Raw genomic sequence first — 15,194 nt, forward strand, 5'->3', positions numbered from 1 at the left:
GCCATACGACATCCCCCCTGCGGGGGGCTGCCGGTTAGTCTTCTTTGCTTTGGCAAAGAAGACTAACGAGAAGAAAGCCGACCCTGCCGGGGGCAGAGCAATCGCGGGCGCTAGGGGTGCTGGTTTCGTCGTACGGCCACAGTTCTGCTGGCATCTGCCGGAACCGGTTTGACGGGCCACGACGCTGCCAGCTTCCGGGATTCGTAGTACGGCCCCCGGTAGCGGAACCTTGCCCATTCGGCAATCTGCCGTTACCGGCACGGGCCATCACGACACATCGCCAGTCAATGGTTTCGTGGTGGGGCGGGCGCGGTGGTCAAGGTCTCGGGCATATCAATCCGGTGCCACCGCGCCCACGACGGAACCGGTGCGCCTGCAACTTCGTGGCCGGTCACTCCGCGAGCGACAGACGGCTTGAAGCAAGTGATGTCCGCTACCGGGGGCCCCACCGTCAATCCCGGAAGCTGGCAGGTTCGTGGTCAGTCAAGCCGGTACCGGCAGATGCCCGCCGGCACTCTGGGCCGTACGACGAAACCACCGATATTCGAGAGCCTTATTGCTCTGCCCCCGGCAGGGTCGGCTTTCTTCTCGTTAGTCTTCTTTGCCGAAGCAAAGAAGAGTGACCGGCAGCCCCCCGCAGGGGGGATGTCGTATGGCTGTTGGGTGCAATAGCCATCGCCGCCCAAAGAAACAGCGACCACCCCGAAAGTGACGAATCCGCCCACCCTACCGCGCTAAAATACGCCGCTTTTCAAAGCCGCCCAGCGCGTCAGGAGTACCCGCCGATGAGTCTGTTCCGCACCAAGAACATCGAGGCCATGCTGGCCGCTGCCCGCGACGACGGCCTGAAAAAAGTGCTCGGTCCCGTTGACCTGATCCTGATGGGAATCGGCGCCATCATCGGCACCGGCATCTTCGTGCTGACGGGCACCGGCGCGCTCACGGCCGGCCCGGCGCTGACCGTGTCCTTCGTGATCGCCGCACTGGCCTGCGGGTTTGCCGCGCTCTGCTATGCCGAGTTCGCGTCCGCGATCCCCGTCTCCGGCTCCATCTACACCTACAGCTACGCCACGCTCGGCGAGATCGTGGCGTGGATGATCGGCTGGGACCTGCTGCTTGAGTATGGGCTAGCGACCTCGGCGGTGTCGGTGGGGTGGTCGGGCTATTTCCAGTCGCTGATGGCAGGCTTCGGCATTCACCTGCCGGTCATGCTCACCGCCGCACCCGGTGCTGTGCCGGGCGCRCAGACGCTGTTCAACCTGCCCGCTGCCGTGATCATGCTGCTGATCACCTGGATCGTGTCCTACGGCGTGCGCGAGTCGGCGCGCCTGAACAACGTGATGGTGGCCATCAAGATCGCGGTGGTGCTGCTCTTCATCGCAGTGGGCGTGTGGCACGTCAAGCCGGCCAACTGGCATCCGTTCGCGCCCTTCGGGCTGGACGGCATCTTCAATGCGGCGGCGCTGGTGTTCTTCGCCTTCATTGGCTTCGACGCCGTCACCTCGGCCGCGGAGGAAGTCCGCAACCCGCGCCGCGACCTGCCTATCGGCATCATCGGCTCGCTGGCCGTGTGCACCGTGCTGTACGTGACGGTTGCGGCCATCATGACGGGCATCGTGCCCTTCGCCAAGTTCGCCGGCATCGATCACCCGGTCTCGCTTGCGCTGCAGTATGCCGGGCAGAACTGGGTGGCGGGCTTCGTCGATCTTGGCGCCATCCTGGGYATGACCACGGTGATCCTGGTGATGACCTTCGGCCAGACACGCATCATCTTCGCCATGTCGCGCGACGGCCTGCTGCCGGAGCGCTTGTCGAAGGTGCATCCCGTGCATGCCACGCCGTTCTTCGCCACCTGGACGGTGGGCATCGTGTTCGCGTTTATCGCGGCGTTCGTGCCGCTCAACGTGCTGGCGGAGCTCATCAATATCGGCACGTTGTCGGCCTTCACGCTGATCTCGGTGGCGGTGCTGGTGCTGCGCAAGACCCGGCCGGACCTGCCGCGCGCTTTCCGCTGCCCCGGTGTGCCGGTGGTGCCGCTGCTGTCCGTGGGCTTCTGCCTGTTCCTGATGGCTCACCTGCAGGCGCTGACCTGGATCGCGTTCACCAGCTGGCTGGCGATCGGGCTGGCCATCTACTTCCTCTACGCGCGCCGCAACGCGGTGCTGCACGGCGGCTGACGCCGCCCCCGTTACAGTTCGCGCGCGCCGGCCTCCCGCAGGAACGCCAGCGCGCGTGGCTCCTCGACAAACGCGGAGTTGATGCGGATCCAGGCCGAGGTTTCGCCGCCCGGCCGGAAGTAATTGCCGGGCGCCAGCGTCACGCCGTGCCGCTCCGCGAGCGTCACCAGTTCGCGTGAATCATCGATTCCGAGTGCGCGTGCCCATAGGAAATTGCCCCCCGCCGGTTCGCAAAACACCTCCCAGCCAAACTCGCCCAGGCGCCGCACCGCGCCGGCGGTCGCCTGCCGCACCCGCAGGCGCAGCCGCTCCATGTATTTGCGATAGGCGCCCCGCTCCAGCAAGGCCGTGGTGACGGCTTCCGCGAAATGCGAGCCGGCCACGCTGGTCAGCACCTTCACGTCCACCAGTTCCTTCACCAGCGCCTTGTCGGCGACCAGGTAGCCGATCCGCAGCGAGGCCGACACCGTCTTGGAAAAGCCACCGATATAGATCACATGTTCGAGCTGGTCCAGCGTGGCCAGGCGATCGGTGAAGTGGGTCTGGAAGTCCGAGAAGATATCGTCCTCGACAAAGCGGAAGCCATGCCGCCGTGCCAGTTCGAGCAGGCGGAATGCCACCGGCGGCGCCAGGGTCGAGCCGGTCGGGTTCTGCAGCACGCTGTTGGTGAAGAACAGCTTGGGCTTGTGCTCGCGGAGCAACGCCTCCGCGGCGTCCGGGTCCGGGCCATTGCGGGTTTGCGGCACGCCCACCAGCCGCACGCCGTGCAGGCGCAGCAGGCCGAACAGGTTGTAGTAGCCGGGGTCTTCCACGAATACCGTATCGCCTGGCTTGAGCAGGCGGCGCACCACCAGGTCCAGCGCCTGGCTGGCGCCGGTGGTGATCAGTACCTGCGGCAGTTCGGCGGCGATGCCAAGTTGCCGCACGCGGGTCAGCACATGCTGGCGCAGTTCCGGAAGGCCCATCGGCGTGGCGTAATGGATCACGCTGCAGACGTCGGTGCGCGAGACCTGGCGGATCGCCTGCGTCAGCCCGTCCAGGTCGCGCCAGGTTTCGGGTACGAAGCCGCCCGCCAGCTTGAGGGTGGCGCTGGGGTGATTGAACTGCTCCAGGATATGGTCCGACAGGTCCTCGGCCAGCTTCGGGTCCGACCAGCCATTGGCGGCGCGCGCCAGCAGCGGGCTGTCCGCGACGAAGAAGCCCGAGCCGTGGCGGGAGTCGAGCAGGCCCTGCGACACCAGCCGGTCATAGGCCTCGATCACCGGGAATCGGCTGATGCCGTGCTCCGCCGCCAGTTGGCGGATCGACGGCAGGCGGGCGCCGGGACGCACCTCGCGCGTGCTGATCCAGGTCTTGACCTCGTTGACGATCTGGTCGGTCAGGGGCACGCCGGTGGCGGGGACTAGGGTCAGCTTCATGACGGGCGCGCTTGCAAAGTGTCAGGAAAAACTACTGAACAGTGCATGGAAAACTGTTCGCAACTGTTCATGGGATTGTAGTAGCCGCTGTGAATAATGGAAGGCATGCGGAGGAGGGGGCCGGCACCGGCCAGGCCGGGCGGCACGAGACATCACCGCAATGCAGAAAGGAGTAGCGAAATGCGCGAACTACGGATCTTCGAACTGGATGAACCCGGCCGGCCGGTGTGCTGGCGCGCCCCCGAAGGGCAGAGCGTCAAGGTGCTGGAAGGGCGCCTGTGGCTGACACTGGAGGGCCATCACGCCGATATCTGGCTGCTGCCGGGCGCCGTGTACGCACTGCCGGCCGGCGCGACGGTATGGCTGTCGGGCGAGAGCGAAGGCGCGCGCTTCACGCTCGCCGAGTCGGCCGCCCCCCTGTGGTGGCGCTGGCTGGGCGGGATGACTGGCGCGCTGAAGCGCCGGTTTGCCGAGCGCCGGGGCAACGGCGCGGGCGAATGCCCGGAGCCGGGTCTCTGACGTGATGCAGGCTGGCTCGCGCGGGCACGTGGCCCCGCGCCGGCCGGCAACGGGCGCGCCGGTTCCCGGCCCGCCCACGGAGCCCGAGGCCGCTTGCGCGCGCCGCGGATGCCGCCGCCCCGCCCGTTTTCTCCCTCAGAATCCATCACACCGTCTCGCCAACTGTGCGAGGATGTTCGTCATGGCAGCCCGCGCCGCGCGGCAAGCAGGGTGTCCCTGGCTTGATTGCCGTTAACGTAAACGTCATATAATCAAGCCGCCGGGCCGGCGCCAGCCAGACCGTTCGCATGCGGGATCCGAGCCGACTCCAGAGCGGCAGACATGGGCGTCAAGCGAGCAGCCAGAACACCGAACATGGTGGAGACAAATGACCGATCTTTCCGATGTGCAGAAGGGCGCCCAACCCGGCGTTTCCCATCAGGCGCAGGGACCGAAAGGCCCCGTCAACAAAGTGCGCTTCGTCACCGCGGCCTCGCTGTTCGACGGCCACGATGCCTCCATCAACATCATGCGGCGCATCCTGCAGTCTTCGGGCTGCGAGGTGATCCACCTGGGGCATAACCGCTCGGTGCAGGAAGTGGTCAGTGCGGCTCTGCAGGAAGACGTGCAGGGCATCGCCATTTCCAGCTACCAGGGCGGGCACGTCGAGTACTTCAAGTACATGATCGACCTGCTGCGCCAGCGTGGCGGCGGGCACATCCAGCTATTCGGCGGCGGCGGGGGCGTGATCGTGCCGGACGAGATCCGCGAACTGCAGGCCTATGGCGTGGCGCGCATCTTCAGCCCGGAAGACGGCCAGCGCCTGGGCCTGGCGGGCATGATCGCAGACATGGTGCAGCGCTGCGATATCGACCTCGCGCGTTATGCGCCGACCACGCTCGACGCGGTGAAGGGCGGCGACCGCCGTGCGCTCGCGCAAGTGATCACCGCGCTGGAAAACGRCAAGGCGGAACCGTCGCTGGCCGATGCGCTGCGCACCGAAGCGGCAAAGGTCAAGACGCCCGTGCTGGGCATCACCGGCACCGGCGGCGCCGGCAAGTCCTCGCTGACCGATGAACTGATCCGCCGCATCCGGCTGGACCAGCAGGATGCGCTGTCGATCGCGGTGATCTCGATCGATCCCTCGCGCCGCAAATCCGGCGGCGCGTTGCTGGGCGACCGCATCCGCATGAATGCGATCAATCATCCGAACATCTTCATGCGCTCGCTGGCCACGCGCGAGGCCGGCTCCGAGATTTCGCAGGCGCTGCCGGATGTGCTGGCAGCGTGCAAGGCGAGTGGCTTCGACCTGATCATCGTCGAGACCTCGGGCATCGGCCAGGGCGATGCGGCCATCGTGCCGCATGCGGACCTGTCGCTGTACGTGATGACGCCCGAGTTCGGCGCCGCCAGCCAGCTCGAGAAGATCGACATGCTGGACTTCGCCGACTTCGTCGCCATCAACAAGTTCGACCGCAAGGGCGCGCGCGACGCGTGGCGCGACGTGGCCAAGCAGGTGCAGCGCAACCGCGAGCAGTGGCATGCAAAGCCCGAGGAGATGCCGGTGTACGGCACCCAGGCGTCCCGCTTCAACGACGACGGCGTCACCATGCTCTACCAAGGCCTGCGCGAAGCGCTGTGCGCGCGCGGCATGCGCGCGCCGGCTGGCGTGCTGCCGCTGCTGAGCGGACGCATCTCCACCGGGCAGAACGTGATCGTGCCGCCGGCGCGCAACCGCTACCTGGCGGAGATCGCCGACACCATGCGCGCTTACCACCGCCGCGTGGACGCGCAAAGCCGGCTGGCGCGCGAGCGCCAGCAACTGCGCGAGGCGCGCCGCATGCTGCTGGCCGCGCCGGAGCCAACGCCGGGCGATGCCGCCGACGCGCTGCAGGCGCTCGCCGCGGAGCGCGACGCCGCGCTGGGGGCGCAGGAGCGCAAGCTGTTGGCGATGTGGCCGGAGATGCGCAAGGCCTATAGCGGCGATGAGTACGTGGTGAAGATCCGCGACAAGGAAATCCGCACCACGCTCACCACCACCACCTTGTCCGGCACTACGGTGCGCAAGGTGGTGCTGCCTCGCTTCGAGGACGATGGCGAAGTGCTCAGGTGGCTGATGCGCGAGAACGTGCCCGGCAGCTTCCCCTATACCGCCGGCGTGTTCGCCTTCAAGCGCGAGAACGAAGATCCCACCCGCATGTTCGCGGGCGAGGGCGATGCCTTCCGCACCAACCGCCGTTTCAAGCTGGTCTCCGAGGGCATGGATGCCAAGCGCCTGTCCACCGCCTTCGACTCGGTCACGCTGTACGGCGAGGATCCGCATACGCGACCGGATATCTACGGCAAGGTCGGCAATTCGGGTGTGTCGATCGCCACGCTCGACGACATGAAGGTGCTGTACGACGGCTTCGACCTGACCAGCCCGTCGACCTCCGTGTCGATGACCATCAACGGGCCCGCGCCCACCATCCTGGCGATGTTCATGAACACCGCCATTGACCAGCAGCTCGACAAGTTCCGCGCCGACAACGGCCGCGATCCCACCAGCGACGAGGAGGCCAAGATCCGCGCGTGGGTGCTGCAGAACGTGCGCGGCACGGTGCAGGCCGACATCCTCAAGGAAGACCAGGGGCAGAACACCTGCATCTTCTCCACCGAGTTCTCGCTCAAGGTGATGGGCGATATCCAGGCCTACTTCGTGCATCACCAGGTGCGCAATTTCTACTCGGTGTCGATCTCCGGCTATCACATCGCGGAGGCCGGCGCGAACCCCATCTCGCAACTGGCATTCACGTTGTCCAACGGCTTCACCTATGTGGAGGCGTATCTCGCGCGCGGCATGCATATCGACGATTTCGCGCCCAACCTGTCGTTCTTCTTCTCCAACGGCATGGACCCGGAATACAGCGTGATGGGCCGCGTGGCGCGCCGTATCTGGGCCGTGACGATGCGTGACAAATACGGCGCCAACGAACGCAGCCAGAAGCTCAAGTACCACATCCAGACGTCCGGCCGCTCGCTGCATGCGCAGGAGATCGACTTCAACGATATCCGCACCACGCTGCAGGCGTTGATCGCGATCTACGACAACTGCAATTCGCTGCACACCAACGCCTACGACGAAGCCATCACCACGCCCACCGGCGAATCGGTGCGCCGCGCGCTGGCTATCCAGCTCATCATCAACCGCGAATGGGGCGTGGCCAGATGCGAGAACCCCAACCAGGGCAGCTTCCTGATCGACGAGCTGACCGATCTGGTGGAGGAGGCGGTGATGCAGGAGTTCGAGCGCATCGCCGAGCGCGGCGGCGTGCTGGGGGCGATGGAGACCGGCTACCAGCGCGGCAAGATCCAGGAGGAGTCGCTGTACTACGAGCAGCGCAAGCATGACGGCACGCTGCCCATCATCGGCGTCAACACCTTCCGCAATCCCAACGGCGAGCCCGCCACGCAGACGCTCGAACTGGCGCGTTCCAGCGAGGAGGAGAAGCAGGGGCAACTCGCGCGGCTGGCGGATTTCCATGCGCGCCATGCGGATGCGGCGCCTGCGACGCTGCAGCGTTTGCGCCAGGCCGTGATCGACAACGACAATGTGTTCGCGGTGCTGATGGATGCGGTGCGCGTGTGCTCGCTGGGGCAGATCACCCATGCGCTGTTCGAGGTGGGAGGACAGTACCGGCGCAATATGTGATGTGTCGGCCAGGGGCTGTTTCATGCGGGGCCCCTGCGTTAAACTTGACGTTTGCGTAAGGCCATAACGCCGCCATAACGCCGCCATAACGCGGCCATGGCGCGGCCGCCAAGCGCCAGGGCCAAGCCAATACCAAGACAAGATCAAGACAAGATCAAGACAAGACCAATCAGGAGCACCGTGTACGATCCCAACAATATCTTCGCCCGCATCCTGCGTGGCGAATTGCCTTGCAACAAGGTGTATGAAGACGCCGACACCGTTGCCTTCATGGACATCATGCCCCAGTCCGACGGGCACGTATTGGTGGTGACCAAGGAGCCGGCCGCGGAGATCTTCGACCTCTCCGACGCCGGCGCCGAAGCCGCCATCCGCACCACCAAGCGCGTAGCCCGCGCGGTGCGCGCCGCCTTCAGGCCGGACGGCATCTCGATCGGCCAGTTCAACGGCAGCGCCGCGGGCCAGACCGTCCCGCACGTGCATTTCCACATCGTGCCCCGCTATGCCGACCGCACGCTGCGCGGCCACGGCACGGACATGCAGGATCCGGAAATCCTCAGCCAGCACGCCGATCGCATCATCGCCGCGCTGCGCGACGCCTGACCCTATGAACCACCGGCCCGCCGCACCCGCGGCGGGCCGGATCTGCATCAAGCAACCAGCAACAAGGAAGAGAAGATGGGAATCAGGACAGTTGGCATCGTAGGCGCCGGCACCATGGGTAACGGCATCGCGCAAGCATGCGCCGTAGTGGGCCTGGACGTGGTGATGGTGGACATCAGCGACGCAGCGGTGAACAAGGGCATCGCCACCGTTGCGGGCAGCCTGGACCGCCTGATCAAGAAGGACAAGATCAGCGAAGCCGACAAGGAAGCCGCACTGGCGCGCATCAAGGGCTCGACCGCCTATGAATCGCTCAAGGCCACCGACATCGTGATCGAAGCCGCCACCGAGAACTTCGACCTCAAGGTCAAGATCCTCAAGCAGATCGACAGCATTGTCGGCGACAACGTGATCGTGGCGTCCAATACTTCGTCGATCTCGATCACCAAGCTGGCGGCGGTCACGACCCGGCCGGGCAACTTCATCGGCATGCACTTCTTCAATCCGGTGCCGATGATGGCGCTGGTGGAACTGATCCGCGGCCTGCAGACCAGCGATGCCACGCATGCGCTGGTGGAAGAACTCTCCAAGGCGCTGGGCAAGTACCCGATCACCGTGAAGAACAACCCGGGCTTTGTGGTGAACCGGATTCTCTGCCCGATGATCAATGAAGCATTCTGCGTGCTGGGTGAAGGCCTGGCGTCGCCGGAAGAGATCGACGAAGGCATGAAGCTGGGCTGCAATCACCCCATCGGCCCGCTGGCGCTGGCCGACATGATCGGCCTGGATACGATGCTGGCGGTGATGGAGGTGCTGTACACCGAATTTGCCGACCCGAAATACCGTCCGGCCATGCTGATGCGCGAAATGGTGGCAGCGGGCTATCTCGGCCGCAAGACGGGCCGCGGCGTGTACGTCTACAGCAAGTGATATTGAAGCAGTAAGAGATGGAAAGCCCCCCTTCCACGGGGCGGGGGGAAGCTAAGAAAACTGGCAATGGAGCGATCCGTCGCCAGTTTTTTTTCGTTTGCGGAACGCCCCTGCCTGCCGGTTCTCCAGCATGTCGTGATCAATGAACCATGCCCCTTCCGGTTCCTGACGATTTGCTGTCTGCTTGAATTTTCAAACAAGAATCGGTATCAACAGGCGTTAAATAGAACGATCGTATTAAAAAATATTGTCAAGCCTTTGGCGGCGATAAAGCCAATTAACACTGAGTGGAATCAATTTCGATCCAGCTGAAACTGGGTGAATGTCTTAATTTGTCCCTAATCGCTAAAGCTTTGTATAGACATTTCCGTAAACGCTGAAATGCACTACGCGCCGCCGCAGTCGTGGCACTGCCTGTGCGTCGCGTGCTTTGGAAAACCGATGGGGAATCTTTATGCGCAACAACCAACCCGTCTCGCAGCGCGAATACGAACTGCCTGAGAATGCGACGCTGATGTCGACCACCGACACCAGCAGTCGCATTGCCTATGCCAACGCGGCCTTCGTCGATGTCAGTGGCYTCACGCGCGAGGAAATCCAGGGTCAGCCCCACAATATCGTGCGGCACCCGGATATGCCGGCCGAGGCGTTCGCCGACATGTGGGCCACGCTCAAGGGCGGCGAGCCCTGGACGGCGCTGGTAAAGAACCGGCGCAAGGACGGCGACCACTACTGGGTACGCGCCAATGCCATGCCGCTGGTGCGCAACGGCAAGCCGGTGGGGTACATGTCGGTGCGCACGCGGCCATCGCGCGAGGAGATTGACGCCGCCGCCCGGCTCTACCAGGACTTTCGCGAGGGCAGTGCGGGTCAGCGGCGTTTCCACAAGGGCCTGATCATTCAGGGCGGCTGGAAGCGGTGGGCGTCGGCCTTCAAGACCATGCCGGTGCGCTGGCGCATCCGCGGCGCCCTGGCGACCTTGCTGCCGGCCTTGGTCATTGGCGCGGCGGCGCTTGGCATGCGCGGGATGCCGCTGGCCGGCCTGAGCGGCATCGTTGCCGCCATGTTGCTGCTGGTCTCCGGCTGGCTGGAGGCGCAGATCTCGCGGCCGCTGGAGCGGGTCATGGCACAGGCCTTGCGCGTCGCGTCAGGCGAAAGCCAGCAGGTCGAGCATATGGACCGCGTGGACGAGATCGGCATGACCCTGCGCACGATCAGCCAGCTTGGCCTGATGTTCCGCTGGCTGATCGACGACGTGAGCGAGCAGGTGCTGAACGTGCAAGGCGCAAGCAGCGAGATCGCGCAGGGCAACAGCGACCTGAGTCAGCGCACCGAGCAGGCGGCATCCAACGTACAGGATACGGCGTCGTCGATGACGCAGATGACGGCCACGGTCAAGAGCAATGCCGAGACCGCGGCCCAGGCAAACGCGCTGTCCGGCTCCGCCAGCACCGAGGCGGCCAAGGGCGGCAAGGCGATGTCGCAGGTGGTGGCGACCATGGAGGAAATCAGCAGTAGCTCGAAACGGATCGCCGACATCATCGGCGTGATCGACGGCATCGCCTTCCAGACCAAYATCCTTGCGCTGAATGCCGCGGTGGAAGCCGCGCGGGCGGGGGAACAGGGCAGGGGTTTCGCGGTGGTGGCCGGTGAGGTGCGCGGGCTCGCCCAGCGCAGCGCCAGCGCGGCCAAGGAGATCAAGGCGCTGATCGGCGCCAGCGTGGAAAAGGTCGACTCGGGGGCGCAACTGGTCAACGACGCCGGCCAGACCATGGACAACATCGTGGCCCAGGTCAGGCGCGTCTCCGACCTGATCGCCGGGATCAGCCTGGCTACGTCCGAGCAGAGCGCGGGCATCAGCCAGGTTGGCGATGCCATCGGCGACCTCGACCGCATCACCCAGCAGAACGCGGCGCTGGTGGAGCAGAGCGCGGCCGCCGCACAGAGCCTGAAACAGCAGGCCAACCGGCTGGTGGAGGCGGTCGGCGTATTCCGTTGATTGCGCGACAAACCGCAGCGGGTCGTGGCGCAAGGTGGCCGCGAGGGGCGCGGCGGTCCTACTCGCCGTACTGCCGCAGCCCTTCCAGGTCCAATACCTCGATCACGCCATAGTCGACCTTCACCAGTCCCTGCTGCTCCAGCACCTTGAGCGCCTGGTTGGCCCGCTGCCGCGATATGCCCGCCAGCAGGCCGATTTCTTCCTGCGAAATCTCCAACGTGGTCCCCAGGCCAGGGTACAGGTGCTCGTTGAACAGCGACGACACCGCGCGCGCCACCCGCGAATCGATATCGAGCAGCCGTTCATATTCCACGGCGGCAATGAACTGACCCAGCCGCTCGTTGAACTGCGTCAGCAGGAACCGCGTGAACGGCAGGCTGGTATCCAGCAACCACTGAAAAGTCTCGCGCGGAAGAAAAGCAATCCGCGAGCGCCGCAGCGCCATCACATCGTATTTGCGGATCTCGCCCTTGAGCACGGCGCCTTCGCCGAACCAGCCGCCGGTAGGCACACCAGTGAATGTCACCGACTTGCCGGAAGGCGACACCGTAGTGATCTTGACGATTCCTTCCAGCACCCCCAGCCAGTGCTCGGCCTTGTCACCCTTGTGACAGACGTAGTCGCCCTGGCTATATTCGCGCACGCACATGGCGCGGCGGACCACGTCGCGTTGTTCCGGACTGAGGTCGGCTGCCCACACGCAGCGGTCGACAAAATCGTTGAGCATGAGCTGGAAAACCTTCCCGTAGGGATTAACCCGGAATTGTCATCGGCGTGACAACCGGGGGAAATGGCATGCACTATCTTACGATCACACCAACCGCGAGTGCGCGCCAGGACAAGGCACGAAGGACTTGTTGCGCTGCGGCAGAATCCGCGCCGGGCAGAACAGGCCAAGTATAACCAGCGGAAGCAGGCTTGACACCGGTGGCGGATCCCCGCCTCGGAGGGACAGGAGACAGCGATGCAGGAACCGTCGGCGACGACCTTCCCGCGCCTGCTGCTTGCGCATGCGCAGCAGCGGCCGGAAAGCCCGGCTTACCGCGAGAAGGATCTCGGAATCTGGCAAACCTATAGTTGGGCGCAGACCGCGCAGGAGGTTCGTGCGCTGGCGTGCGGACTGGCCGCGCTGGGCTTTGCGCGCGGCATGAACCTGGCGGTGGTCGGCGACAACCGGCCGCGCCTGTACTGGGCCATGTGCGCGGCGCAGGCACTGGGTGGCGTGCCCGTGCCGCTGTACCAGGACGCGATCGCGGGCGAGATGATCTACGTGCTCAACGATGCCGAGATCGATTTTGCCATCGTCGAGGACCAGGAGCAGGTGGACAAGCTGCTCGAAGTGGAGGAGCAACTCGCCGCGCAGGGCCGCAAGGTGCGGCACATCATCTATGAAGACCCGCGCGGGCTGCGCGACTACGATCATCCGGCGCTGATGTCGTACCAGCGCGTGCAGGAAATCGGCCGTGAATTCGATCGCGCCAATCCGGGCCTGTTTGATCAGGCCGTTGCCGCGGGCGCGCCCGACGACACCGCCATCATCCTCTATACCTCCGGCACCACCGGCAAGCCCAAGGGTGTGTGCCATTCGCACCACGGCCTGATCGGCTCGGCGCGCAACGGCTGCGCTTTCGACGGCCTGACCGCGAAGGACGATGTGCTGTCCTACCTGCCGATGGCGTGGGTCGGCGACAACCTGTTCTCCTACGCGCAGGCCATGACGGCGGGCTTTACGGTGAATTGCCCGGAATCGCGCGAGACGGTGATGACCGACCTGCGCGAGATCGGTCCCACCTATTACTTCGCGCCGCCGCGCATCTATGAAAACCTGCTCACGCAGGTGATGATCCGCATGGAAGACGCGGGCTGGATCAAGCGCAAGCTGTTCCACTGGGCGATGGGCGTGGCGCGCCGCTGCGGCACCGACATCCTCGACGGGAAGCCGGTGGCGCTGGCCGACCGGCTGCGCTACGCCGCGGGCGAAGCGCTGATCTTCGGGCCGCTGCGCAATGTGCTGGGCATGAGCCGCATCCGCGTGGGCTACACGGCGGGCGAAGCGATCGGGCCGGACCTGTTCCGCTTCTATCGTTCGATCGGCGTCAATCTCAAGCAGTTCTACGGCCAGACTGAAACCTGCGCCTATGTCTGCCTGCAGCCGGACGGCAACGTCAAGTTCGATTCGGTAGGGCCGGCCGCGCCGGGCATGGAGATCCGCATTGCCGACAACGGCGAGGTGCTGGTGCGTGGCGTGGGGCTGCTGAAGGCTTACTACAAGCGCGACGATGCCACCCGTGAGGCGATCAACGACGATGGTTACTTCATGACCGGCGACGCGGGCGTGATCGATGCCGACGGCCATCTCAAGATCATCGACCGCGCCAAGGATGTGGGCAAGTTGTCGGACGGCGCCATGTTCGCGCCCAAGTACATCGAGAACAAGCTCAAGTTCTTCCAGTACATCAAGGAAGCGGTGGCATTCGGCACTGGCCGCGACAGCGTGTGCGCTTTCATCAATATCGATTTCGAAGCGGTCGGCAACTGGGCCGAGCGGCGCCACCTGGCGTACGCGGGCTACATCGATCTTGCCGCGCAGCCGGAAGTGATCGCCATGATCGCCGAGTGCGTCGAGCAGGTGAATGCCGATCTCGCCACCGATGCCATGCTGGCCGGCTCGCAGATCTCGCGTTTCCTGATCCTGCACAAGGAACTGGATCCCGACGATGACGAGCTCACGCGCACCCGCAAGGTGCGGCGTGGCTTCATCGCCGAGAAGTACGGCGTGCTGGTCGAGGCGCTGTACGCCGGCAAGACGGAGCAGTTTATCGAGACGCGCGTGAAGTTCGAGGATGGCCGCGAGGGCAGTGTATCGGCCACGCTGAAGCTGGTTGACGTGAAGCGCATCCCGCCGGCCTCCGCCGGCGCGGCACGCGCGGCATGAGCAGGGGCGGGAGGATGACGCAAATGGCATGGAAAGGCGTAGAGCGCGGCGGCGACGGCCAGCCGGTGTGGAGCGGTGCGTCCGCGGTGGCGGGAGCCACGGCGGAGCTGCAAGGCGGTGTGCAGGCCGAGCATGCGCAGGCGCAGGCGCGGCAGGCCGGCGAAGTGATACTCGACCTGCAGCATATCTCGCTGTCCTTCGGTGGCGTGAAGGCGCTGACCGATATCTCCTTCGATGTGCGCGAGCATGAGATCCGCGCCATCATCGGGCCCAACGGCGCGGGCAAGAGCTCGATGCTCAATGTGATCAAYGGGGTCTATCACCCGCAGCAGGGCCGCATCGTGTTCCGCGGCGAGGAACGGCGCAAGATGCATCCCACCGCCGCGGCCCGTCAGGGCATCGCGCGCACCTTCCAGAACATCGCGCTGTTCAAGGGCATGACCGTGCTCGACAACATCATGACGGGGCGCAATACCCGGTTCCGCAGCGGCCTGTTGGCCAATGCGCTGTGGTGGGGCCCCGCGCGCAACGAGGAAATGCGCCACCGTCAGAAGGTCGAAGAGGTGATCGACTTTCTTGAAATCCAGGCCATCCGCAAGACGCCGGTGGGACGCCTGCCCTACGGTTTGCAAAAGCGTGTGGAGCTGGCGCGCGCGCTGGCGGCCGAGCCCTCCATGCTGCTGCTCGATGAGCCGATGGCAGGCATGAACGTGGAGGAGAAGCAGGACATGTGCCGCTTCATCCTGGACGTGAACCACCAGTTCGGCACCACCATCGTGCTGATCGAACACGATATGGGCGTGGTGATGGATATCTCCGACCGCGTGGTGGTGCTCGACTACGGCAAGAAGATCGGCGACGGCACGCCGGAGGCGGTAAAGGCCAACCCGGACGTGATCCGCGCCTACCTCGGCGCCGGTCACTGACACAGACGCAACGCACG

The 15,194-nt window shown here is 64.9% G+C and carries 10 protein-coding genes; 8 read left to right on the top strand and 2 right to left on the bottom strand.

Annotated elements, in window-relative coordinates; genetic code table 11:
• The first annotated feature begins 785 nt into the window (after positions 1–785).
• Complete coding sequence (locus AC1DN0_RS13575; RefSeq protein WP_441630677.1) at positions 786–2,177, top strand: amino acid permease; 1,392 nt, start codon at positions 786–788, stop codon at positions 2,175–2,177.
• Between the two features lie 11 nt (positions 2,178–2,188).
• On the opposite strand, the gene AC1DN0_RS13580 is transcribed toward AC1DN0_RS13575, so the two are convergent.
• A complete protein-coding gene (locus AC1DN0_RS13580; RefSeq protein ID WP_441630679.1) occupies positions 2,189–3,595 on the bottom strand; it encodes an aminotransferase-like domain-containing protein in 1,407 nt (468 codons plus the stop codon).
• Positions 3,596–3,775: 180 nt separating this feature from the next.
• On the opposite strand from AC1DN0_RS13580, the gene AC1DN0_RS13585 reads away from it, so the two are divergent.
• The 5 genes from AC1DN0_RS13585 (at position 3,776) to AC1DN0_RS13605 (ending at position 11,316) form a co-directional block, all read left to right on the top strand.
• Positions 3,776–4,114 (top strand): DUF2917 domain-containing protein, encoded by a 339-nt coding sequence (locus tag AC1DN0_RS13585; RefSeq protein WP_441630680.1) that lies wholly within the window; start codon positions 3,776–3,778, stop codon positions 4,112–4,114.
• A gap of 367 nt (positions 4,115–4,481) precedes the next feature.
• Positions 4,482–7,784: a fused isobutyryl-CoA mutase/GTPase IcmF gene (gene icmF, locus AC1DN0_RS13590; RefSeq protein ID WP_477145781.1), complete on the top strand. Its 3,303-nt coding sequence runs from the start codon at positions 4,482–4,484 to the stop codon at positions 7,782–7,784.
• Between the two features lie 180 nt (positions 7,785–7,964).
• Positions 7,965–8,387: an HIT family protein gene (locus AC1DN0_RS13595; protein ID WP_441630684.1), complete on the top strand. Its 423-nt coding sequence runs from the start codon at positions 7,965–7,967 to the stop codon at positions 8,385–8,387.
• A 75-nt stretch (positions 8,388–8,462) separates the two neighbouring features.
• Positions 8,463–9,317 (top strand): 3-hydroxybutyryl-CoA dehydrogenase, encoded by an 855-nt coding sequence (locus AC1DN0_RS13600; RefSeq protein WP_045236126.1) that lies wholly within the window; start codon positions 8,463–8,465, stop codon positions 9,315–9,317.
• A 454-nt stretch (positions 9,318–9,771) separates the two neighbouring features.
• Positions 9,772–11,316: a methyl-accepting chemotaxis protein gene (locus AC1DN0_RS13605; protein WP_477145782.1), complete on the top strand. Its 1,545-nt coding sequence runs from the start codon at positions 9,772–9,774 to the stop codon at positions 11,314–11,316.
• A gap of 58 nt (positions 11,317–11,374) precedes the next feature.
• Here the strand turns inward: AC1DN0_RS13605 and AC1DN0_RS13610 are convergent, their stop codons facing one another.
• Positions 11,375–12,043 (bottom strand): Crp/Fnr family transcriptional regulator, encoded by a 669-nt coding sequence (locus tag AC1DN0_RS13610; protein WP_441630689.1) that lies wholly within the window; start codon positions 12,041–12,043, stop codon positions 11,375–11,377.
• A 237-nt stretch (positions 12,044–12,280) separates the two neighbouring features.
• Between AC1DN0_RS13610 and AC1DN0_RS13615 the strand changes: the two genes are divergently transcribed.
• Positions 12,281–14,251, top strand: coding sequence for an AMP-dependent synthetase/ligase (locus AC1DN0_RS13615; RefSeq protein WP_441630691.1), 1,971 nt, complete (start codon positions 12,281–12,283; stop codon positions 14,249–14,251).
• Between the two features lie 14 nt (positions 14,252–14,265).
• Positions 14,266–15,177, top strand: coding sequence for an ABC transporter ATP-binding protein (locus AC1DN0_RS13620; protein ID WP_035875775.1), 912 nt, complete (start codon positions 14,266–14,268; stop codon positions 15,175–15,177).
• Positions 15,178–15,194: the final 17 nt, after the last annotated feature.

This window comes from Cupriavidus sp. 05N39 (genome assembly GCF_056397325.1).